The sequence below is a fragment of the Actinokineospora bangkokensis genome (genome assembly GCF_001940455.1).
Lineage (GTDB): Bacteria > Actinomycetota > Actinomycetes > Mycobacteriales > Pseudonocardiaceae > Actinokineospora > Actinokineospora bangkokensis.
The window spans coordinates 96437-118106 of the sequence record NZ_MKQR01000006.1 but is presented as its reverse complement, the minus strand read 5'-3'; the positions used below and the strand labels follow the sequence as shown (position 1 = coordinate 118106).

Below are 21670 nucleotides of genomic sequence, written 5' to 3'. Positions count from 1 at the left end.
AGGGCGGAAACCGTGGTGACCATCAAAGCGTGGTACGAGGTCGGGCAGCGCGATCCCGAGATCATCGACCCTGCGCACATCGCCTCGTTCCTCGACAAGGTAGAGGCGGAAGCAAGGGAAGCCGACTTTCCAGTTGCCGCCAATGTCGAGATGCACACGGGCGGCCAACCGTTGGTTCTTCAATTCGGCGTTCGCCCCGAGGTCGAACTCGGATTCGCGAGCATCATCACCGACCGCGGCAGCTTTATCGGCACCAACGGGACCGACGCGGCCAACGAGGTCATGTACGACTACACCGGCAGCGAGTTCCCTGTTGAAGCCCGCGACGAAATCGCCTTGGCCGAGGTCAGGCGCGCCGTGATCGAGTTCGCGACAAATAACGGTAATCGCTGCGAAGGGGTTCTTTGGCGCGAACTCACCTAAATCTCGACACTAAATTTCAAGCCCCATCCACGCGGCAAATTTGGCCAGCGAGTTGGAGCGTCGGCGCTCCGCCTCCGCGATAGCGCGCAGTGTCTCGTGCGCATTCGGGTGAAGCTTGGTTTGTTGCGGCGCAACAGCCTTAGCATTCTGCAATGCCTTCAAAGCGTTGTCGGGCTTGCCTTCGAGAGTCCACGCACGCGCGATGTCCATCCAGTGACGCCCGACACGGGTGGCTTGAACATCGGACGGCAAGACCATTTGAGACCAAGGTCCCCTTGCCCGGGGTACCTCAGCGCCAGCGTGGGTCGTGGTTGCGCGAGAAGGTGACCGCCCATCGAAGCCGAGCCGGGCGGCGTGACCTGCCCGGTTGGGTGGATTCGCTTGGTCGGGGGTGACGATCATGTGCTACCCAAACGGGACGGGCGGGCGTCTTTTCAGCCCGCCTTTTCCCGCCCGACAGCACATGATCGTCATAGGGGCCCCGACCAAGCGGATCCACCCAACCGGGCCACCCACCCAACCCCCCACCCCGGCGAACGCCGGGGCCCCGGCGGCAGCCGGAGAGGTCCGGCGGCAGCCGGGGTCCGGCGGTAGCCGGAAAGAGAGAGGCGGCAGCCGGGGAGGGGAAAGAATCAGGCCATTGCGCGCATGCGGGCAATCTCGTCAGTCTGCTCAGCGATGATGTTGTCGGCCATCTCCTGCACGAACACGTCCTGGCCCTTCTGCTGCACCTCTTGGGCCATGGCGACCGCGCCTTCGTGGTGGCGGATCATCAAGCGCAGGAACTGGGCGTCGAAGTCCGGGCCGCGGGCCGCTTCCAGGGCCGCCAACTCCTCCTCAGTGGCCATGCCGGGCATCCCCGCGTGGTCCGAGTGCCCGGAATGGCCTGAGTGACCCGCGTGGTCATCGCCGCCGTTGCGGGTGAGCCAGCGGTTCATCATGTCGATCTCGGGGCGCTGGGTGTCGGCGATGCGGGTGGCGAAGGCGGCGAGTTGGGGGTTGGCGGCGCGGGTGGGGGCGAGGTCGGTCATGCGGAGGGCCTGCTGGTGGTGGACGACCATGCCGGTCGCGTAGGCGAAGTCGGCGGCGTTGGGCGGGGTGGCCGGGAGACCGGAGGCGGCGTCGTCGGCGGAGAGGGTGCGGTTGGGTTCGCCGGGGAGGCCGGGTTGCAGGACCGGGTTCGGCGGGGGCTCGGGGGTGGAGCAGGCGGTGAGCAGGGCCAGGGCGAGGGCCGCGGCGGTGGTCGGGACGGCTCTGGCTCGCACGGGTGGCCTCCTCACGCTGGGACGGGTTCGACGGTACCTGCGGCCGTGGGATGGCAACAACGTGCGCGCAACTGGTGAAAACTGGATACGTCGGATGGTGGAATGTCGGGTTTCAGCCAGTCATACTGCCACCGACCGGACGTGCGAGAGGGGTGGGTGCTGTGGCTGTCAACCGACGACCGCTGGTCGCCGCGGCCGTGGTGGCTGTCGTGGCGTCGTCCCTGGTGGGGGCGGGACCGGCCGGGGCGCAGGGCGCCTTCCCGGCGCCGGACGAGGTGGTGACCAGCGCGAACGTCACGCACGTCGCGAACATCCCGGCGACGGCGCCGCTGGCCGGGCCGTCGTCGACGGGCACCGACCTGGCGTTCACCGGCAACTACGCCATCGCGGGCAACTACCTGGGCTTCACCATCTACGACATCTCCGACCCCACGCACCCGGCGATCACCAGCCAGGTGCTGTGCCCGGGGTCGCAGAACGACGTGTCGGTGAGCGGGGACCTGCTGTTCCTGTCCACCGACTCGCGGCGCAGCGACGCCTCCTGCAACTCCACCTCGCAGAACGACGGCACCAAGCCGTACTGGGAGGGCATGAAGGTCTTCGACATCAGCGACAAGCGCAACCCGCGCTACGTCACCGCGGTGGAGACCGCCTGCGGGTCGCACACGCACACGCTGGTGCCGGGCCGCAACGGCAAGGACGTCTACCTCTACGTGTCGTCCTACAGCCCGTCGGCGACCCTGTCGAAGTGCAAGCCGCCGCACGACTCGATCAGCATCATCAAGGTCCCGCTGAAGAACCCGGCGTCGGCGGCGGTCGTGGCCACGCCGAACCTGTTCCCCGACGGCGGCAACCCGGGCGTCCCGGGCACCGTCGACACCGGCTACGTCTCGACGACCTCGGGCTGCCACGACATCACCGCGTACCCGTCGAAGAACCTCGCGGCGGGGGCGTGCATGGGCGACGGCATCCTGATGGACATCTCCGACCGGGAGAAGCCGCGGGTCATCCACCGCGTGCAGGACGACCTGCACTTCGCGTTCTGGCACTCGGCCACCTTCAACAACGCTGGCACCAAGGTCATCTTCACCGATGAGCTGGGCGGCGGCGGCGCGGCGACGTGCAACCCGCGGATCGGCCAGACCCGCGGCGCCGACGGCGTCTACGACATCACCGGCCGCGGCGCCAACCGCAAGCTGGAGTTCCGCAGCTTCTACAAGATCAGCCGCGAGCAGACCGACGAGGAGAACTGCGTCGCGCACAACGGCTCGCTGCTGCCGGTGCCGGGCCGCGACATCATGGTGCAGGCCTGGTACATGGGCGGGGTGCAGGTCGTGGACTTCACCGACTCCCGGGCGCCGAAGGAGATCGGGTTCTTCGAGCGCGGCCCCGCCGCGGACCCGGACGAGAGCGGCGGCGTGTGGTCGGCCTACTACTACAACGGCTACATCTACGCCTCCGACCTGGGCAAGGGCTTCGACGTGCTGCGCATCGACGACCCCAGGACGGACCCGGCCAAGGCCAACCGCACCACCGAGCTGAACGTGCAGACCCAGGGAACGTATTGATTGGTGCTTCGCACACCCGCCACCCGCCCCCGCGTCCCCACCCGGCACCGTCCCCCGTTTGCCACCACGGCTGCCTGTCCCACCCGAGGCAACCCGGCACAACGACGCACGAGTTGACGCCGCTCCGGGGAAGCACGGTCTGACCCCTGGACGCGAGGAAGGCCCCCGACCGGATCCGGTCGGGGGCCTTCCTCGCGTCCAGGGGTCAGACCGTCTCGACGACCTGCTCGAAGCCCAGGCGCGGGTTGCGGTCGAACCAGGGGCTCTCGCCCGGGTTGCCGATGTTGACCACGACGAGCGACTTGCGCTTGCCGTCGGCGAAGAACTCCGCGTCCACCCCGGCGGCGTCGAAGCCGGACATCGGGCCCGCGGCCAGGCCCGCGGCGCGCACGCCGAGGATGAAGTAGCCGACCTGGAGCAGCGCGTTGAACTTGGCGAACTCGACGCGGCCGCCCTCGTCGGAGAAGTTGTCCTTGGCACCCGGGTAGTGCGGGAACTGGGTGGGCAGGTGCTCGTGGAAGTCGGTGTCGGCGGCGAGCACGGCCACCAGCGGGGCGCTCTCGGTCTTGGCGCGGTTGCCCTCCGACATCAGCGGCAGCAGCCGGGCCTTGGCCTCCGGCGACCGCACCAGCAGCACCCGCAGCGGCTGGGTGTTCATCGAGGTGGGGGCCCACTTGACCAGGTCGTAGATGGCCTGGACCTGCTCGTCGGTCACCGGCTCTGCGGAGAAGGAGTTCGCCGTGCGCGCCTCGCGGAACAGCAGGTCCTGGGCCTCCTCGGCCAGGTGCAGGGCGCGGGTGGACTGCTCGGTGGTCATGGGGTGTCCGCTCTCCGGTCTCAGGTTGGTCAAGCTTTCAACTACCCCCAACCTACGGCACCGCCGAGGTGTTCCACCACGCGGGGTGACCACGACCACACCCACCGCCGCGCACCGCGCACCCGCGCGGCGCGACCCGCGTCGACCATCCTCAAGGGACGTCCATTTCGTCCAGTTCGTGAGCAACGCGCCCGCAGCTCGCGGCGCCGGTCGCGACCGACGCCTTCCCAGGCTCGGTCGCGTACCGTGAGGTCCTGCGCAGCCACCCGGCCGTTCGGCGGATCATACGACCGTTCGGCTTGACGAACACCCGTGGCCGGGTCCACCATCGTCGGCATGCGGTTCCCCCCAGGCTCCCCCGAGCGCGCGCTGCTCACCGACGTGGCGCTGGTGGCGCTTGCGGTCACCGCCATCGCGCTCTCCTACGGCGCCACCGCCGTCGCGGGCGGCCTCCCGCTCTGGTTCCCCGTCCTGCTCAGCTGCGTCGTCCTGGCGGGCGGCGCCGAATTCCTCTTCCTCGGCGTCGTCCTGGCGGGCGGCAACCCCCTGGCGGGCATGGCCGCGGGCCTGCTCGTCAACTCCCGCCACCTGCCCTACGGCCTGGCCCTGCCCGACGTCCTCGGCCGCGGCCCCCGCCGCCTCCTCGGCGTCCACCTCATGAACGACGAGTCCGTCGCCATGGCCATCGCCCAGGACACCCCCCACCGCAAGCGCCTCGCCTACTGGCTCTGCGGCCTGGCCGTGTCGACCTGCTGGCCCCTCGGCACCGCCCTCGGCGGCCTCATCGGCACCCTCGTCCCCGACACCGCCGCCCTGGGCCTCGACGCCGTCTTCCCCGCCGTCCTCCTGGCCCTGATCGCCGACTCCCTCCGCGACAGCACCACCCGGGCGGGCGCCGTCATCGGAGCCGTGCTGGCCCTGGCCGCCACCCCCGTCCTCCCCGCGGGCCTCCCGGTCCTCATCGCCATCCTCGGCGCACTGGTCGCCCTGCGCGAGCCGAAGGTGCGGGTCGCCGCATGACCTTCGCCAACCCCGTGCTGCTCTTCACGTCCATCGGCGTGCTGTCCGCGGGCACCTACGCCTTCCGCTTCGCGGGACCGGCACTGCGCAGCCGCATCACGTTCCCCCCGCGCGTGGCGCGCTTCTTGGAAGTCAGCTCGGTGGTGCTGCTGGCTTCCCTGGTGGCGATCTACGGGCTGACCGAGGGAGCGGCCTTCGCCGGTTACGCCCGGCCCGCGGGGGTGGTGGTGGCGGGCGTTCTGGCTTGGCGCCGCGCACCTTTCATCCTGGTGATCGCGGCTGCCGCGGCGGTGACGGTCGGGTTGCGGTTGGTGGGGGTGCCGTGAACTGGTTGGGCTTGAGGGGTGTTGGTTCGCCTCGCCTTCGGCTTCGGGGCTTTGAAGAGCGCGGGATTTTCTTTGCGGGCTCGATGTGGTGGTTGCGTAGCCGGGCCGGCGGTTCCGTAGGTGGGCGCGCTGCTTTTGTTCGCACGCAACGTAACCAAAGTCCCGAAAGCCCTTAAAGCCGAAGGCGAGGATCTGCCCTACACGCTGCGCAGGACGGAGACGACGACGCCCAGGACCGTTGCGCGGTCGCCGTCGATGACGTCGTAGGCGGGGTTGCGCGGCTCCAGGTAGACGTGGCCGCCCCTGCGCTGGAAGACCTTCACGGTGGCCTCGTCGTCGATCATCGCGGCGACGATCTGGCCGTTGTGGGCTTCGGGCTGCTGGCGGACCACCACCGTGTCGCCGTCGCAGATGGCGGCGTCGACCATGGAGTCGCCGCGCACCCGCAGGGCGAAGACCGTGCCGCGGCCGGTCAGCTCCCTGGGCAGGGTGAGCGTCTCGTCGCCGTGCTGCTCGGCCAGGATCGGGGTGCCCGCGGCGATGTCGCCCACGACCGGGACCGGGACCGAGTCGCCCTCGCCCGGCTCGTCGCGCCCGCCGCCGAGGAACACCCGGACGTCCATGGGGCGCGACACCGAGGCGCTGCGGCGCAGGAAGCCCTTCTCCTCCAGGCTGGCGAGGTGGCGGGAGACCGCGGAGGTGGAGCGCAGGCCGACCGCGTCGCCGATCTCGCGGGTGCTGGGCGAGTACCCGTGGCGCACGACGCAGTCCCGGATGGCCACCAGGATGCGCTGCTGGCGCTCGGGGAGCGCAGCGGCGTCGAGGTCACCGAACGGGTCGAGGTCGTCGTGGCTGATCACCCGGCGAGCCTACCGCCGCCCGCCCCGCGCACCCGGCACAACACCCCGGGCCCGCCCCTCACCCGATGGACTGCCCGTAGACGCGCGCGACGGTCATGGTCATGAGCACCCGCTTGTCCGCCACCATCGTCGCCCGGTACTCGTCCCAGTCGGGGTGCTCGCCCGCGGCCGCGCGGTAGTAGTCGACGAGGGCCTGCACCTCGGGCCCCTGCGGGTCGGTGCCGGGGCCGACCAGCTCGACCGGGCCCTCCGCGGTCGCCCACGACCGGCCGTCCTCGCTGGTGACCTCCAGGGCGGCGCGCGGGTCGCGGCGCAGGTTGGCGGTCTTGGCCCGGCCCTCGGTCATCGACACGTGCAGCAGGCCGGTCGCCGGGTCGTAGAACGGCATCACCGGGGAGAGCTGCGGCAGCCCGTCGGCCTTGATCGTGGCCAGGACGCCGAGCCTGCTCGCGGCGAGCAGGGCGCGGGGGTCGAAGTCGGACACGGTGGGTCCTTCCGTCATCGCCGTGGTGGTCCTGGCACCATCGTCCCGGTTCCCGGGAGCGGCGGCGAGGGGGTGCGCGGTGGCCTGGCCCCAGATGCGGTTGAAGCACCTCGCGCGGTTGACCGCGGGGGGCACGCCGCCGGTGGGCGACGCCCGGTGCTGGGCGGTGGCCGGGGGCATCCCCTGGGTCGCCATCTCCGACATGTCGAACCGCGCGGAGGTCACCACCACCGCCCGGCAGGTCACCCCGGCGGGGGTGGCGGCGGCGCGGCTGACCGTGGCCCCGGCGGGCACGCTGCTGTTCAGCGTCTACGCCAGCATCGGGCACGCGGCGGTGCTGGGCCGGGCGGCGGCGTGGAACCAGGCGATCCTGGGCATCACCCCCACCGACCCGGGCACCGACACCCGGTTCCTGCGGTACGCGCTGCTGGCGACCCGCGAGCGGCTGCCCGCCCAGGCCCGCGGCACCACCCAGGACAACCTGACCGCCGAACTGGTCCGCAACCTGCTGCTGCCGCACCCGGACCCGGCCACCCAGCGCCGCGTCGCCGACGCCCTCGACGCCGCCACCGCCGACCTCGACGCCCTGGCCCGGTCGCACGCCCGGGAGCTGGCGCTCGTCGACGACCGCACCAGGACCCACCTGGTCGCCGCCCTGGACCGACCGGGCGGGGAGGGGCGGCGGGTGCCGGTCAAGCACCTGTTCGAGCCGGAGCGGGCGGGGGCGTGGGGGGCGGACCCGGACGGGGGGCCGGACGACGTCCTGTGCGTGCGGGTCGCGGACTTCGACCGCCGCACCCTCACCGCGGGCGCGGCGGCCACCACCCACCGGCGCCTCACCCCCGACCAGCTCCGCACCCGGGCCCTGCGCCCCGGCGACGTCCTGCTGGAGCGCTCCGGCGGCGGCGGGAAGACGCCCGTGGGCTTCGCCGTGAGCTACGACGGCCCGCCGGGAACCCGCGCCACCACGTCCAACTTCGTCTCCATCCTGCGCCCGCGCCCGCACGTGCACCCCCGCTACGCCGCCCTGCTCCTGGCCGCGCGCTACCACGCGGGCCGCACCGCCGCCCACACCAAGCAGACGACGGGCATCCAGAACCTCGACAGCTCCGCCTACCTGTCCGCCGCCGCCCACGTCCCCCCGGCCGCCGCCCAGGCCCGCACCGCGGCGGAGGTGGACGAGCGCCTCACGGCGGCCGCCGCCCACCGCACCGCCACCGAGCGCCAACTGGCCCTGATCGCCGAGCGCCGCCACACCCTCATCGCCACCGCCGTCACCGGTGCCCTCGACCTGTCGACCGCCCGGCCCTGATTCACGGCGCGGTGAACGGCGTGCCAACCCCCGGTTGATCCCGTTCTCCTCCCACTTGATTTCCATTCCACCCTTCGGACGCCGAGAACGGGCGGGAGTGCGCCGAATGAGTCGTACGGCGTGCGGCCGGTGTGACCGGAAGCGCACCCGCGACCTGCCCCGCGCGGGTGACCACCGCCCAGCCGCGGCCCGCCCGGCCCGCGGGCGCCGGGGGCGCGCGACTGCGAACCGTTGTGGATCACCGGGTCCACAGCGGACGGCCTGCGACGTGTGCCGGGCCGCGCGGCGGCGGACCGACCTGTCAATTCCACTGTGGACAGACATTCCACGTCCGGGGAATAATCTCTCGGCGGAAGAGGAACCGAATGGGGGAAGCGGCCGCACCCGACCGGCACCGCATTCGTTCGGCGCGCTCCCGCGCTAAACGTGCTCCGAACGAGTTAACCGCCCGCGGGCGGGTCCGCGGGCCGTTGACACCCCGACGACGGCCTGCCACGCTGGGAAAACCGAGTAAAGGTCAGCGTCGACCGGCGCTCAGCTCACGAGCCGTTTTCCAGGGAGTGCTTTGGAGTGGCAATTCGTTGAGCGCACGCTGACGACTCCACGCAATTCAGGGGTCTATTTGGCGTGCGCGGATTCCGATTACGACGAGGTCGACGGGCTGTGGCGGGCGGTCTACGGCCGCGAGCACGGGTGGTTGCCGCCGGACGCCCCGGAGCTGCACAAGGACTGGTTCCACCCGCACTCGGCGTACCTGCTGGCCGCCACCGGCGGCCGGGTGGTGGGCACCATGCGGTTGGTCAGGGACTCGTCCCTGCGGCTGCCGATCGAGCAGTTCGCCGACATCACCGCCCTGCGCGGGGAAGGCCGCAGGCTGGTCGAGTGCCAGCGGCTGATGATCCTGGAGGAGTTCCGCAACCAGCGCTACCCGGAAATGCCGTACGGCGTTTTCGCCGCGCTGTCCAAGGGGTGCCTGCACTGGTGCCTGCGCAACGGCTACTCGCACATCGTCGCGGACCTGTTCCGCAACACGGCCACCACGCCGATGGGGCCGCTGCTGGCGCTCGGGTTCACCGAGACCGGCATCGAGTTCGTCGACACCGAGCTCGACGAGCCCGACACCAGCACCGCGCTGCTGCTCGACACCGGCGAGCTGTTCTCGCGGGGCTACCGCAGCGACAGCCCGTTCTACCGGTACCTGGTGGCCCCGGACGCGGACGTCGCCGTCTACGGCTGACCGACCGCCCGGCCACCGCACCCAGCGAAGCGAGAACGAGGGAGAACTGTGCCAGAGGAAGCGGAGCTCTACGACGTCGTGGTGATCGGCGGTGGCCCCGGCGGGTCGATGACCGGCACCCTGCTCACCGACTACGGCAAGCGCGTCCTGATCCTGGAGGCGGAGCGGTTCCCGCGCTACCACATCGGCGAGTCGCTGCTGTCGGGGACCGCGGAGCTGATGAAGCGCATCGGCGTGCTCGACCGGATCGAGGGCGACGGTTACGTCAAGAAGCACGGCGTCGAGTGGGTGTGGGGCGAGAACCGCGAGCCCTGGACGGTGTACTTCAAGGACGCCCTCGCCATGCCCTACGACTACGGCTACCAGGTCGAGCGCGGCGAGTTCGACAAGCTGCTGCTGGACAACGCCCGCGAGCACGGCGCCGACGTCCGCGAGGAGCACCGGGTCACCGGGTTCGAGCTGGGCACCGGCGGCGCCCCGTCGACGGTGAGCTTCACCGACGCCGACGGCGGCGCGCACACCGTGCGCACCCGGTGGATCGTCGACTCCTCCGGGCAGGGCGGGCTGGTCACCAAGCAGCTGCACGAGCAGAACTGGGACCCCTACCTCAAGAACCTCGCCGTGTGGACCTACTGGACCGGCGCCGAGCGCCCGCCGGGCCTGGACGCGGGCAACACGTTCCTGCCGACCTTCGACGACGGCTGGTGGTGGTTCATCCCGCTGCGCGAGGACCGCACCAGCGTCGGCATGGTCGTCGACAGCAGGGTGCTGCACGAGAACCGCGAGGGCGGCATGCAGGCCTACTACGAGGCGTGCCTGGCCAAGACCCCGGAGCTGGCGGCGCGGCTGGCGGGCGCCACCCAGGCCGACAAGATCCACGTGGCCAGGGACTGGTCCTACCAGTACGACCGGTTCAGCGGCGACGGCTACATCGCCGTCGGCGACGCGGCGTGCTTCATCGACCCGCTGTTCTCCACCGGCGTGCACCTGGCGATGCTCAGCGGCTTCCTGGCCGCGGTCACCGTCAACACCGTGCTCGACCGCCCGGAGGTGCCGCAGGCCGAGGCGCTGGGCTTCTACGAGGCGGCCTACCGCAAGGAGTTCGCGCGGCTGCGGGCGCAGGTGTACTTCCTCTACGGCGGGCACGGCAGCAGCAAGGACTCCTACTTCTGGCACGCCCGCAGCCAGTTCGACGTGGCCGAGATCGACCCGGAGAAGGCGTTCATCTCGCTCATCGCGGGCGCCTTCCAGCACCGCTCCTGGTACAGCAGGTACCTGCGCGAGCTGGACGTGCCCGGGGAGCTGCGCAGCACCATCGAGCAGATCTTCGACGGCAAGAGCACCGGCGTCGGCGTCGACCCGCAGGCGCCGCTGACCACCGCCACCGAGCTGTCCTACGTGGACGACCTGGCCATCGACGGCGCGCACCTGCGGCCGGGCAGGTCGGTGGTGACCCCGGCCGGGCCGACGCTGGCGGTGACCGAGCACCTGGGCAGGTTGCTGGAGCTGGCCGACGGGCACCGCAGCAGCGTCGACCTCGTCGGCGCGCTCGCCGCCGCCGGGCAGGAGCGCGACAGCGCGCAGAGCCTGGTGCACGAGGCCGTCAGCTACGGGCTGCTCGTCCCCACCGCCTGAGCCGAGAGGAGACCCGGCATGGCCACCGTCGAACTGCTCGACGACGACTCCGTCCCGGCCCCGGTGCGGCAGGTGTTCGACGCCGTGCGCGCCGAGTACGGCTTCGTGCCCAACATCCTGCGCGCCATGGCCAACAGCCCGGACCTGCTCGCGGTGTTCGTCCCGCTGTGGGCCCAGGTGTACCGGTCGCCCGCGATCGGGCCCCGGCTGCGCGCGCTGGCGGCGCTGGGCACGGCCAAGGCCCAGGACTGCACCTACTGCGTGGCGCACATGACCGCCTCGGCGCGCCGGGCGGGCATCGCCGAGCACCAGATCGCCGTCGTCGGGGACCTGGTGGGCGCGCGGTCGGCCTTCGACGACCGCGAGGCGCTGATCCTGGAGACCGCCGACGCGCTGACCCGCGACCCCGACGGCGTCACCGACGAGCTGCGGGCCAGGCTCACCGCCGAGTTCGGGGCCGCCGAGGTCGTCACGATCGTGCTGGCGATCGGGATGTACAACCTCACGAGCCGGTTCCTCAAGGCGCTGTCCATCGACGTCGAGGACCTCTTCGACGCCGCGCCGACGTCCACGACCGCATGAAGGAGAGCGGCATGACCGCCACCACCGAGCGGGACCCGTCGGTCACGCTCAAGCAGGAGATCATCGACAAGTACGGGCGCAACGCCTGGGACCTGATCCTCACCGTCTACGTCAACTTCTACTACTCCGAGCTGGACATCATCGACCTGTGCGCGCGGTGGCTGCCGCGGCGCAACGGCCTGCGGGAGAAGAACTACCTCATCCGCCACGCCGCCGACGAGGTCGTGCACGCCCGGCTGTTCCGCGAGGGCGTGGAGCTGCTGGGCCAGCCCTGGCACGGGTTCGACCACGACGCCTACCGCATCGACGACATCGGTGACCGGTTCGCCAAGCTGTTCTACAGCGACGACGAGGTCGAGGTGCTGGTCGGGCTCAACCTCTACGCCGAGGGCGTGCTGGCGATGGAGGAGCTGGCGCAGCTGGCGCGCAGCGGCACCCCCTACTTCCACCAGTTCGACCGCATCGAGCGCGAGGAGCGGCGGCACGTGGCGTTCGGCATCACCGTCGCCAACCAGGTGCTCGAAGCCAACCCGGAGGCGCGCAAGCGGGCCGTGGAGCACAGCAAGTGGTACCGCGAGCACATGGAGGGCTACCTCGGCGGCCAGCTCAAGGAGTCGATCGCCTGGGCCCGCGACGCCGGGTTCGTCACCAGCGACTACTCCGAGCGCACCAGGGCCCGGTTCGACGACGTCATGGCCAGGATCGGGATCACGGAGGACGACGCATGACCAGCCCCTACGACAAGGCGCTCGCCGAGACCGAGTCCGTGCTGCGGACCGACGTGGTGGAGCACCCGTTCATCGACACCATCCTGCGCGGCGACCTGACCGAGGAGGTGTACGCGGCCTACCTGCGGGAGACCTACTTCCTGGTCAACCAGACCCCGTACTTCCTGTCCGCGGCGGCCTCGCGCAGCAGCGAGGGCTGGTTGCAGGACTTCTTCCTCAACCTCGCCATCGAGGAGCGCCACCACGACCGGCTGTGCGTGCAGGACCTCAAGCACCTGGGCTACGACACCGACACCTACCTGTCGGGCCTGCCGGGGCTGGGCACCTGGACGATGGTGGGGCAGAACCACTGGGCGGTGTCCATGAAGGACCCGGCCGCGCTGCTCGGGTTCGCCGCGGCCACCGAGGGCCTGGGCGCCTCGCTGGGCCCCAAGGTCACCTCGGCCATGGTGTCCTACGAGTTCGCCCAGCGCGCGCACACCTTCCTCAAGGTGCACTCGGAGGAGGACCAGGAGCACATCGCCCTGGTGCGCAAGGCGTTCGACCGGGCGGCGACGACCCCCGAGCGCTACGAGCTGATGGTCACGACCTGGAGCTACACCCTGCGCGCCTACGGGCAGCTGTTCTCCGACGCGCTGAGCAAGGGGCGGGTCGCGGCGTGAGCACCACCGCGACCGCGGCGCCGCGGGCCTGCTCGCTGCCCGCCGTGCTCGACGGCATGGCGGGCGAGGAGGGCGCCGCGTTCCTGTTCCGCCGCGCCGGGCAGGCGCTGCGGGTCAGCCACGCCGCGTGCCGCGCGGACGCCGGGGCGCTGGCCGCGGCGCTGCGCGGCCGCGGCGTGGGCGCGGGCGACCGGGTGGCCGTGCACGGGGTCACCGGCTACGAGTGGGTGCTCGCCGACCTGGCGTGCGTGCTGGTGGGGGCGCTGTCCGTGGCGCTCTACCCCAGCGCCCCGGTGGCGCGCGCGGTCGCGGTCGCGCGGGAGAGCGGGTGCGGGCTGGCCTTCACCGACAACCCGGACGCGGCGGCGGCGTTCCGGGCGGCGGGCCTGGACGTGGTGTTCCTCGGGCCCGAGGCGCCCGAGGGGCTCGACGTGCCCGCGGTGGCCGACCTGGTGGCCGGGGGCGGGGACGGCGGCGCGCCCGCCCCCGCCCGCTCCGGGCCGTTCACGGTGGTGTCGACGAGCGGGACGCTGTCGGAGCCCAAGCTGTTCACCGTGGAGGCGGCGCCGCTGCTGTTCACCATGGACAGGTTCGCCGAGCTGTACGGGTTCGGGCGGGGTGACCGGCTGCTGCTGTACCTGCCGCTGTCGCACCTGCCGCAGCGGATGATGCTCTACTGGGGACTGCGCGCCGGGTTGGACTTCGTGCTGTCCGACCCCGCGCACATGCCCGCCGACAGCGCCGCCCACCAGCCCACCCTGCACGTCACCGTGCCCCGGGTGCTGGAGCACGTGCGGTGGCGGGTCGGCAAGAGCGGCGCGCCGCCCGCGGTGGCGTACCGGGCGGTGTTCGGCGACGCGATCCGGTCGATCTTCGTCGGCAGCGCCCCGACCGACCCGGCGCTGATGGCCGAGCTGCTGGCGGCGGGGCTGCCCGTGCACGAGGTGTACGGCACCACCGAGCTGGGCATGATCGGCCTCAACACCCCCGCGGCGCGCAAGCCCGGCACGGTGGGCAAGCCGATCCCGTGGGGCGAGGTGCGGCTGGACCCCGACACCCGGGAGATCCAGGTGCGCACGCCCACGCCGTTCCTGCACGGGCGCCTGGTGGACGGCTGCGTCGAGCCCCGGCACTGGGACCCCGACCGGTTCGAGCCGACCGCCGACGTCGGCGAGCTGGACGACGAGGGGTTCCTGCGCGTGCTCGGGCGGCTGCGCGACTTCCTGGTGCTGCCCAGCGGCGAGAAGGTGTTCGTCACCCCGATCGAGACGGCGCTGGCGACGGCGGCGGGCGCCGGGCTGTGCCAGGTCGCGCCCGGCCCCGGCGGCAAGCTGCGCGCCCTGCTGTTCTTCGAGGCCGGGAGCGCGCCCACCGCCGACGACGTGGCCGCCGCGCTCGCCCCGGTCAACCGCGGGCTGCACCCGTGGGAGCGGGTGAAGTCCTTCGCCGTGGTGGACCGGATGCCGACGGTCGAGGAGGGCTGCCTGACCGAGACCGGCAAGCCCCGGCGGCACGTGATCGAGGCCGTGCACGGCGCGGCGGCGGAGTGGACCCGGCAGCCGGGGTGAGCGCCGCCGCAGCCGACCAGCAACCCCAGAGGGAAGGGCAGGACGTGGACCGGATCGAGCTCGACGGGGGCAGCATCCGCTACCGGGTGCGCGGCAGCGGGCAGCCGCTGGTGCTGCTGGCCACCCTCCAGGGCAGCTGGCTGCGCCAGGTGCGGGCGCTGACCGAGCACTTCACCACCATCACCTACGACATGCGCGGCTTCGGCGACTCGCCGTCGCTGGTGGGCTTCCCCACCAACGCCGAGCACGCCGACGACCTCGCCGCGCTGCTCGACCACCTCGGCGTGGAGCGGGCCGTGGTCGTCGGCATGTCGCACGGCGGCCTGGTGGCCCAGCACTTCGCCGCCAAGCACGCCGAGCGGCTGGCCGGGCTGGGCCTGATCGCCACCTTCGGCACCGCGCACGGGCCGACCAAGCAGCTGCTGCGGATGCTCAACGGCTTCCTGGAGCGCGACGACCTGCCCGGGTTCTGGGAGGTGCTCAAGAGCATGCTGTTCAGCGAGGCGGGGGTTCCCGCGCTGCTGCGGCACGAGGCGGCGCTGCGCAAGGCGATGTTCGACCAGTACGACGTCGCCGCGCTCAGCAGCATCTACGGCGGGGCGCTGGAGCACGACAGCCAGGAGTGGCTGGGCGCGCCCGGCTGCCCGGCGCTGGTGGTCGGCGGGGCCGAGGACATCCTGTTCCCGCCGGTGCTCACCGAGCGCCTGGGCGCGCGGCTGCCGGGGGCGCGGGTGGAGCTGCTGCCCGCCGCGCACATCCCGCCGGTGGAGGACCCCGACCGGTTCAACGCCCTGCTGCTGGAGACCTTCGGGGCCGCGCGGTGACACCGGGGCTGAGCGCGCTCGGCGCGGGCCGCACGATCGCCCTGGACGGGGCCGACCTGCGGGTGTACGAGGCGGGGCCGGTCGACGGGCCGCCGGTGGTGCTGCTGCACGGGTTCCTCACCAACGCGACGACGTGGCGGGACGTGTGGCCCGCGCTGGCCGAGCGGCACCGGGTGGTGCTGGTCGACCTGCCCGGGTGCGGCGGGTCGCCCGCGCCGCGGGCGGGCGGGTGGACGGCCGGGACGGCGGCGGGCCTGCTGGTGTCCCTGTTCGACGCGCTCGACCTGGCCGCGCCCGCGGTGGTGGGCAGCCAGATGGGCGGGTCGCTGGCCGCCTGGCTGGCCGCGCTGCACCCGGACCGGGTGTCGCGGCTGGTGGTGATGGCCGCGGGCGCGCTGGGCGAGGGCGCGGCGAACCTGGGCCTGTACCGGGCGCTGGCCACGCCGGTGCTCGGGCCGCTGGTGGCGCGGCTGCTGCCCCGGGGCTCCTTCGAGCAGAAGTGGGCGGCGGCGCACGGGCCCGCGAGCACCCCGGACCCGGACGCCGTGGCCGCCTACCACCAGCAGTTCGCGACCCGGGGCGCGGTGATGGCGCGCTTCGCGCTCGGCGTGCGGCTGAGCTACGGGGAGTCCTTCGACGCGCTCGCCGGGCCGCTGGACGGGCTGGCCGTGCCGACCCTGCTGCTCTTCGGCGCCGAGGACCGGCTGGTGCCGCCGTCGACCGGGCGGCGCTTCGCGGAGCTGATCCCCGGCTCGCGCCTGGTGCTGCTGCCCGGGTGCGGCGACTTCCCGCAGGAGGAGGCCCCCGAGGCGGTGGCGGCGGCCGTCGCCGCGTTCCTCGCCGAAGCGGGGTGAGGGGGCTCGACCCGCCGCCGGAGCAGGTCGTCATCACCTCCCGGGACTACGACGAGTACCTGGCGGCGCTCGGCCTCGACGAGCCCGCGCTGCTGCGCGCCCGGGTGCTGGACTGCCCAGGTGGCGCCAGCGACTTCGCCCGCACCGTGCGCGAGCGGGGCGGGCGGGCGGTGAGCGCCGACCCGCTCTACGCCGGGACCCCGGACGAGGTGGCGGCCGCGGTCGGCGCGGCGCTGGAGCGCGGGCTCGGCCGGGCCGTCGCCGCGCTGCGCCGGGGCGGGGCCGGGTGGTCGGCGGGGCTGCCGGAGTACGTCGAGCGGCGGCGCCGCTCGGCGCTGCGCTTCCTCGCCGACTACGCCCGCGACCGGGCGGCGGGCGGGTCGGACTACGTCGCCGCCGCCCTGCCCGCGCTGCCCTTCCCCGACGGCGCGTTCGACCTCGCCGTGGTGCCGAACCTGCTGTTCGCCTACGCCGACCTGTTCGACCTGGACTGGCACGCCGCCGCCGTGCGCGAGCTGGTGCGGGTGGCCGCCGAGGTGCGCGTGCACCCGCTGACCGGGGTCGACGGCCTGCCCTACCCGCGGCTCGGGGAGCTGCGCCGGGCGCTGGCCGCCACCGGGGTCGGCACCACGGTGCGCGCGGGCACCCTGGTGTGCCGGGTCAGGCGATCCGCTCCTGGGCCATCGACGACAGCAGCGCCGCCGCGCTCGGGTGCCACGGGCGGTGGTGCGGGCCGGTGAGCACGAGGGTGCGCCCCGCGCGCTGCGCCAGCGGGACGAGCACCACGCCGGGCCCCTCCATCCCCGCCGCGAGCCCCGGCACCACCGACACGCCGGTGCCCGCGCGCACCATGGCGAACAGGGTGCTGAGCTGGCGCACCTGGTGGGCCGGGTGCAGCGGCTCCCCCGCCGCCCGGTACAGCTCGCGGATCTGGCGCTCGCACCCGCTGGTGGACAGCAGCAGCGGGTCGTCGGCCAGCTCGTGCACGTCGACCTCGGCGCGCCCGACGAGCGGGTGGTCCTCGCGCAGCACGGCGTGGAAGCGGTCGCGGGCGAGCACCACCGCGCCCGGCGGGACGTCGGTGGGGTCGACGAGCACGGCCAGGTCGGCGCTGGCGCCGTCGAGCCAGCTGGCGATCTCGTCGTCGCCGCCCTCGAACAGCGAGACGGTGACCCCGGGGAACTCCGCGCGCCAGTGCTCGATGAGCGCGGGGACGAGGCTGTGGCAGACGGTGGGCGGGGCGGCCAGCACCAGGTTGCCGCGCACCCCGCCGTCGCGGCGGTGGGCCAGCTCCTCCAGCGCCGACAGCGCCGCGAGCGCCACCCGCGCCTGGCCGAGCATGCGCTCCCCGAGCAGCGTCGGCCGCACGCTGTTCCCCCTGGTCAGCACCGGCCTGCCGGTGGTGCGCTCCAGCGCGGCCACCGCGTGCGAGACCGCGGACTGGCTCACCCCGAGGTCCTCGGCGGCCTCGGAGAAGCTCGCCCGCTCCGCGACCGCGACGAAGGCCTTGATCTGGGGGATCCCGATGGTCATGAACAGTCCTCATGAGCAGACGAGCGGTACTTGTTTGACTCATGATGGCCGACCGCCGACCATGATGTCCAGCGGTGGCCGGAGGGCCCGGTCCCCGCGGGGGAGGGGGCACCGGGATGGCAGGGCCGACGGACCACACGACCGGCACGACCACGAACGCGACCACGAGCACGACCGCTCCGACCAGCGCGGCAGCACCGACCGGCACCGCACCGGGCTCGGGGGAGCCCGCCCGCGCGGACGCGGCGCGCTGGCTGCCGAGCTTCATCGTGCTCTCGGCGCTGTGGGGGTCGAGCTTCGCGCTCATCAAGGTGGCGGTGGACGCGGGCACCGCCCCGCTCTGGGTGGCGCTGTGGCGCTGCCTGTTCGGCGCGCTCGCGCTGCTGGTGGTGTGCGCGGTGCAGCGGACGCCGCTGCCGCGCGAACCCGCGACCTGGGGGCACGCGCTCGTGGTGGCCGCGCTGCTCAACGCCGCGCCGTTCGCCCTGTTCGCCTACGGCGAGCAGCACGTGGACTCGGTGCTGGCGGGCATCTTCAACGCCACCACCCCGCTGCTGACGCTGGTGTTCGTGCTGGCCATCGTCGCCGACGAGAAGCTGACCGCCACCCGCACGGCGGGGCTGTTCCTCGGCTTCGCCGGGGTGCTGGTGGTGCTCGGGGTGTGGCGCGGGCTGGTGGGCGGCACCCTGGTCGGCGGGCTGGCCTGCCTGGGCGCGACCGCCTGCTACGGCGCGGGCTTCGCCTACACGCGGCGCTTCTTCTCCCACCGCGAGGGCGGGGTGGCGGCGCTGTCGGCGGTGCAGATCGGCTGCGCGACGCTGGAACTGGCCGTGCTCACCGCCGTCACCGCGACGGCGCCGAACTGGCCGGGCTGGGGGGCGGCGGTCGCGCTGGTCGTGCTCGGCGTGCTCGGCACCGGGTTCGCCTACATCCTCAACCTCAACGTCATCCGGCAGGCGGGCCCCACCATCGCCTCCACCGTCACCTACGTGGTGCCGCTGTGGTCCACCGCGATCGGGGCGTTCCTGCTGTCGGAACCGGTCAGCTGGAACACCTTCGCGGGTGCGGCGCTGGTGATCGCGGGCATCCTCGTCACCCGGCTCGGCGGAGCGAAGAAGCCGGTGCCCGCCGCGCCCGCGGCACCGACGCCGCAGCCCGCGGCGGACTGACGGGCACCCGGTGACCGCCGCGTGGTGGCGGCGGCTCGGGCTCGCCGCGCCGCTGGCCCAGGCGCCCATCGGCAGCGCCAGCACCCCCGCCCTCGTCGCCGCCGTGGCCGAGGCGGGGGCGCTGGGCGTGCTGGCCGCGTCGTGGACGGCGCCGAGCGGGCTGGCGCGGCACCTGCTGGAGGTGGGGCGGCGCACCGACCGGGCGTTCGCGGTGAACCTCGTCCTGCGCTGGCCGCAGCACGACCGGCTCGCGATCGCCCTGGACAGCGGCGTGCGGGTGATCTCGACCTCGTGGGGCGACCCGGCGCCCTACCGAGCCGCGATCACCGCGGCGGGTGCGCTGCACCTGCACATGGTCGGGGATGCCGAGGAGGCGCGGGCCGCGGTCGACAGCGGTGTCGACGTCGTGGTCGCCCAGGGCTGGGAAGCGGGCGGGCACGTGCGCGGGACGACCTCGACCCTGGCCCTGGTGCCCGAGGTCGTCGGCCGGGTCGCCCCCGTGCCCGTCCTCGCCGCGGGCGGGATCGCCGACGCCCGCGGCATCCGGGCGGCGCTGGCGCTCGGCGCGCAGGGCGCGTGGGTGGGCACGCGGTACCTGCTGGCGCAGGAGTCCGCCGCGCACCCGGTGTACCGCAGCGCGCTCATCGCGGCCTCCGGGAGCGACACCGTGCACACCACGGCGTTCCGCGACGGCTGGCCCGACGCCCCGCACCGCGTGCTGCGCAACGGGACCCTGACCCGGTGGGAGGCGGCGGGCAGCCCCTCCCCCGGCGACCGGCCGGGGGAGGGCGAGGTCATCGCCCAGCACCCGGAACTCGGCGCGGAGGTGCGCTACCGCGACCAGGTACCGGTCGACGGGCACACCGGCGACGTCGCGGAGATGGCGCTCTACGCGGGGCAGGGCGTCGGGCTGCTCACCGGGACCGAGCCCGCCGCCGCCATCACCGCGGAACTGCTCGGCGCATTCCCCGACCCGGGCAAATCCACTTCTCATGACGTCCTGTCATAATCGGGAAAACCGCCGCTCATGACCGACCGGCGCAGATCACCGTTAGTCACGACACCGCGTTCCAGGATCATCAACCCGGCTTAACGGAATCGCTGATTCGTGCCGGCCCGGATCGACCGGTCCGGTTCTACGCTGAACTCGTGGCAACCTCACCCCAGGACATCGCGGCTTTCCAGGAATTGCAGGAATCGCTCGGCGCGGGCGCACCGGAGGTGGTCGTCGTGGTGCCCAGCCTGACCCTGCACAGCGACGAACTGCGCAAGATCCCGGGCGCAGGGCACTTCGAGCAGCGGCTGCTGTTCACCCTTCAACTGCTGCGCACGCCGGGGCTGCACCTGCACTACGTCACCAGCGACCGGCTCCCCCCGGCCGTCGTCGACTACGCGCTGGGCCTCGTCCCGGCCCTCGCGGGCACCGACGCGCGCGACCGCCTGCACCTGCACGACTGCGGCGACGACAGCCCCGCCCCGCTCACCGCGAAGCTGCTGGACCGCCCCGACCTGCTGGAACGGCTCGCCGCGGCGGTGACCGACCCCGCGACGGCGCGGCTGGTGGTGTTCACCAGCACCCCGCTGGAGCGCGAGCTGGCGCTGCGCCTGGGCACCCCGGTGCAGGCCTGCGACCCGGACCTGGCGGCGCTGGGCACCAAGAGCGGCGGCCGGGTGCTGCTGCGTTCCGCGGGGGTCCCGGTGCTCGACGGCGTCGAGGGCGTGAGCACCGAGGCCGACCTCGTGCGCGCGCTCGCCGAGCTCAAGCGCCGCTCCCCCGGTCTGGAGAAGGCCGTGGTGAAGTTGAACGAGAGCTTCGCCGGTGCGGGCAATGCCGTGTTCAGCTACGCGGGCGCCCCGGACGACGACCCGGAAAGCTGGATCGCGCGCCGGTTGCCGGTCGCGCTCACCGCACCGGGCGACACCTGGGAGGGGTTCCGGGACAAGTTCACGACCATGGGCGGTGTCGTCGAGGCGTTCTTGGCGGGGCGTTCCGTGCGTTCCCCGTCCGCGCAGCTGGAAATCGAACCGGACGGCCGGGTGGTGGTGCTCTCCACGCACGACCAGGTGCTCGGCGGGCCGTGCGGGCAGACCTTCACCGGCTGCGCCTTCCCCGCGCAGCGGGCGTACCGGCTGCGGGTGCAGGAACTCGGGCTGCGCGGCGGGCGGGCGCTGGCCGCCGCCGGGGTGCGCGGGCACCTCAGCATCGACTTCGTCGTCGACGAGGACGCACCCGAAGGCGTGTACGCGCTGGAGGTCAACCTCCGCATGGGCGGCGCCACCGCGCCCTTCCTGTTCACCCACGGCCTCCTCGACGGCGAGTACGACACCGCGACCGGGGAGTACCGCACGCGCGACGGCGCACCGCGCTGCTACGTCACCAGCGACCGCGTCCACGACGACGCCTTCCGCGCGCTGATCCAGGCCGACCTCGTCGCCACCGCCGAGCGCCGCGGCCTCGCCTACGACCCCGCCACCGCGCTCGGGTGCTTCTTCTACGCCCTGGGCGCCCTCCCGGAGTACGGCAGGCTCGGCGTGGTCGCGATCGGCGCCGACCCGCACGACGCCCAGCGCCGCTACGACGAACTGGTGAACGCGTTGCGCCAGGCGGCCACCGCCACGCGCGACCCCGTCGCGACCGGGTGAGGCAGCCGCCACACCCGCGGGCCCGTCCGGTCGACGCACCGGGCGGGCCCGCGTGTTTCCCCCGCGCAGCAGGGCTTTGACGGTCCTGTCAACCGCCTTGACACCCGATCAGGCCCGATGACATGGTGCATTCGCTGAGCTCGCACGCCCCACACGGCAC

23 protein-coding genes are annotated in these 21670 nt (G+C 73.0%); 17 read left to right on the top strand and 6 right to left on the bottom strand.

Annotated features, from left to right (window positions below):
* Window positions 1–15 precede the first annotated feature (15 nt).
* Window positions 16–423 carry an Imm1 family immunity protein gene (locus BJP25_RS04100; RefSeq protein WP_233157904.1) on the top strand — a complete coding sequence of 136 codons (408 nt, stop codon included), beginning with the start codon at window positions 16–18 and terminating at the stop codon, window positions 421–423.
* A 9-nt stretch (window positions 424–432) separates the two neighbouring features.
* Here BJP25_RS04100 and BJP25_RS33055 read toward each other — a convergent pair whose 3' ends face one another.
* Window positions 433–681: a hypothetical protein gene (locus tag BJP25_RS33055; protein ID WP_143218870.1), complete on the bottom strand. Its 249-nt coding sequence runs from the start codon at window positions 679–681 to the stop codon at window positions 433–435.
* Between the two features lie 374 nt (window positions 682–1055).
* Window positions 1056–1688 carry a DUF305 domain-containing protein gene (locus BJP25_RS04095; RefSeq protein WP_075973422.1) on the bottom strand — a complete coding sequence of 211 codons (633 nt, stop codon included), beginning with the start codon at window positions 1686–1688 and terminating at the stop codon, window positions 1056–1058.
* Window positions 1689–1849: 161 nt separating this feature from the next.
* Between BJP25_RS04095 and BJP25_RS04090 the strand changes: the two genes are divergently transcribed.
* On the top strand, window positions 1850–3256 hold the full coding sequence (locus BJP25_RS04090) for an LVIVD repeat-containing protein (protein WP_408607090.1): 1407 nt from the start codon (window positions 1850–1852) through the stop codon (window positions 3254–3256).
* 205 nt (window positions 3257–3461) lie between these two features.
* Here BJP25_RS04090 and BJP25_RS04085 read toward each other — a convergent pair whose 3' ends face one another.
* Window positions 3462–4073 (bottom strand): malonic semialdehyde reductase, encoded by a 612-nt coding sequence (locus tag BJP25_RS04085; RefSeq protein WP_075973421.1) that lies wholly within the window; start codon window positions 4071–4073, stop codon window positions 3462–3464.
* A 336-nt stretch (window positions 4074–4409) separates the two neighbouring features.
* On the opposite strand from BJP25_RS04085, the gene BJP25_RS04080 reads away from it, so the two are divergent.
* Window positions 4410–5093: an AzlC family ABC transporter permease gene (locus BJP25_RS04080; protein WP_075973470.1), complete on the top strand. Its 684-nt coding sequence runs from the start codon at window positions 4410–4412 to the stop codon at window positions 5091–5093.
* Window positions 5090–5419: an AzlD domain-containing protein gene (locus BJP25_RS04075; protein WP_075973420.1), complete on the top strand. Its 330-nt coding sequence runs from the start codon at window positions 5090–5092 to the stop codon at window positions 5417–5419. The genes BJP25_RS04080 and BJP25_RS04075 overlap by 4 nt, the downstream gene beginning before the upstream one ends.
* A 197-nt stretch (window positions 5420–5616) precedes the next feature.
* Here the strand turns inward: BJP25_RS04075 and lexA are convergent, their stop codons facing one another.
* Together lexA and BJP25_RS04065 are read right to left on the bottom strand one after the other, a co-directional pair.
* Complete coding sequence (gene lexA / locus BJP25_RS04070) at window positions 5617–6279, bottom strand: transcriptional repressor LexA (RefSeq protein ID WP_075973419.1); 663 nt, start codon at window positions 6277–6279, stop codon at window positions 5617–5619.
* 58 nt (window positions 6280–6337) lie between these two features.
* Window positions 6338–6781: a PPOX class F420-dependent oxidoreductase gene (locus tag BJP25_RS04065; protein WP_075973469.1), complete on the bottom strand. Its 444-nt coding sequence runs from the start codon at window positions 6779–6781 to the stop codon at window positions 6338–6340.
* 76 nt (window positions 6782–6857) lie between these two features.
* Between BJP25_RS04065 and BJP25_RS36060 the strand changes: the two genes are divergently transcribed.
* From BJP25_RS36060 to BJP25_RS04015, 10 genes are all read left to right on the top strand, one after another.
* Window positions 6858–8075, top strand: a complete 1218-nt coding sequence (locus tag BJP25_RS36060; protein ID WP_075973418.1) for a restriction endonuclease subunit S — start codon at window positions 6858–6860, stop codon at window positions 8073–8075.
* Between the two features lie 622 nt (window positions 8076–8697).
* Entirely contained in the window at window positions 8698–9312 is a 615-nt protein-coding gene (locus BJP25_RS04055) for an N-acyl amino acid synthase FeeM domain-containing protein (protein WP_075973417.1), read from the top strand.
* Window positions 9313–9360: 48 nt separating this feature from the next.
* Window positions 9361–10947, top strand: coding sequence for an NAD(P)/FAD-dependent oxidoreductase (locus tag BJP25_RS04050; RefSeq protein ID WP_075973416.1), 1587 nt, complete (start codon window positions 9361–9363; stop codon window positions 10945–10947).
* Between the two features lie 18 nt (window positions 10948–10965).
* Complete coding sequence (locus BJP25_RS04045) at window positions 10966–11529, top strand: carboxymuconolactone decarboxylase family protein (RefSeq protein ID WP_075973415.1); 564 nt, start codon at window positions 10966–10968, stop codon at window positions 11527–11529.
* 11 nt (window positions 11530–11540) lie between these two features.
* Window positions 11541–12257 carry a ferritin family protein gene (locus tag BJP25_RS04040; protein ID WP_075973414.1) on the top strand — a complete coding sequence of 239 codons (717 nt, stop codon included), beginning with the start codon at window positions 11541–11543 and terminating at the stop codon, window positions 12255–12257.
* A complete protein-coding gene (locus BJP25_RS04035) occupies window positions 12254–12919 on the top strand; it encodes an iron-containing redox enzyme family protein (RefSeq protein ID WP_075973413.1) in 666 nt (221 codons plus the stop codon). The genes BJP25_RS04040 and BJP25_RS04035 overlap by 4 nt, the downstream gene beginning before the upstream one ends.
* A complete protein-coding gene (locus BJP25_RS04030; RefSeq protein ID WP_075973412.1) occupies window positions 12916–14487 on the top strand; it encodes an AMP-binding protein in 1572 nt (523 codons plus the stop codon). Before BJP25_RS04035 ends, BJP25_RS04030 begins: the two co-directional genes overlap by 4 nt.
* A gap of 44 nt (window positions 14488–14531) precedes the next feature.
* A complete protein-coding gene (locus BJP25_RS33990) occupies window positions 14532–15311 on the top strand; it encodes an alpha/beta fold hydrolase (RefSeq protein ID WP_158075596.1) in 780 nt (259 codons plus the stop codon).
* Window positions 15308–16165, top strand: a complete 858-nt coding sequence (locus BJP25_RS04020) for an alpha/beta fold hydrolase (RefSeq protein WP_075973410.1) — start codon at window positions 15308–15310, stop codon at window positions 16163–16165. Before BJP25_RS33990 ends, BJP25_RS04020 begins: the two co-directional genes overlap by 4 nt.
* Window positions 16162–16905, top strand: a complete 744-nt coding sequence (locus tag BJP25_RS04015; RefSeq protein WP_075973409.1) for a class I SAM-dependent methyltransferase — start codon at window positions 16162–16164, stop codon at window positions 16903–16905. The genes BJP25_RS04020 and BJP25_RS04015 overlap by 4 nt, the downstream gene beginning before the upstream one ends.
* Here BJP25_RS04015 and BJP25_RS04010 read toward each other — a convergent pair.
* The gene (locus tag BJP25_RS04010; RefSeq protein ID WP_075973408.1) at window positions 16826–17698 is read right to left on the bottom strand and encodes a LysR family transcriptional regulator; all 873 of its coding nucleotides are present in this window, start codon (window positions 17696–17698) and stop codon (window positions 16826–16828) included. The genes BJP25_RS04015 and BJP25_RS04010 overlap by 80 nt on opposite strands.
* A gap of 116 nt (window positions 17699–17814) precedes the next feature.
* Between BJP25_RS04010 and BJP25_RS04005 the strand changes: the two genes are divergently transcribed.
* The 3 genes from BJP25_RS04005 (at window position 17815) to BJP25_RS03995 (ending at window position 21510) form a co-directional block, all read left to right on the top strand.
* Complete coding sequence (locus BJP25_RS04005) at window positions 17815–18867, top strand: DMT family transporter (RefSeq protein WP_084793666.1); 1053 nt, start codon at window positions 17815–17817, stop codon at window positions 18865–18867.
* 10 nt (window positions 18868–18877) lie between these two features.
* Window positions 18878–19876, top strand: coding sequence for an NAD(P)H-dependent flavin oxidoreductase (locus BJP25_RS04000; protein WP_075973407.1), 999 nt, complete (start codon window positions 18878–18880; stop codon window positions 19874–19876).
* A 140-nt stretch (window positions 19877–20016) separates the two neighbouring features.
* On the top strand, window positions 20017–21510 hold the full coding sequence (locus BJP25_RS03995; protein ID WP_143218868.1) for a peptide ligase PGM1-related protein: 1494 nt from the start codon (window positions 20017–20019) through the stop codon (window positions 21508–21510).
* Window positions 21511–21670 lie beyond the last annotated feature (160 nt).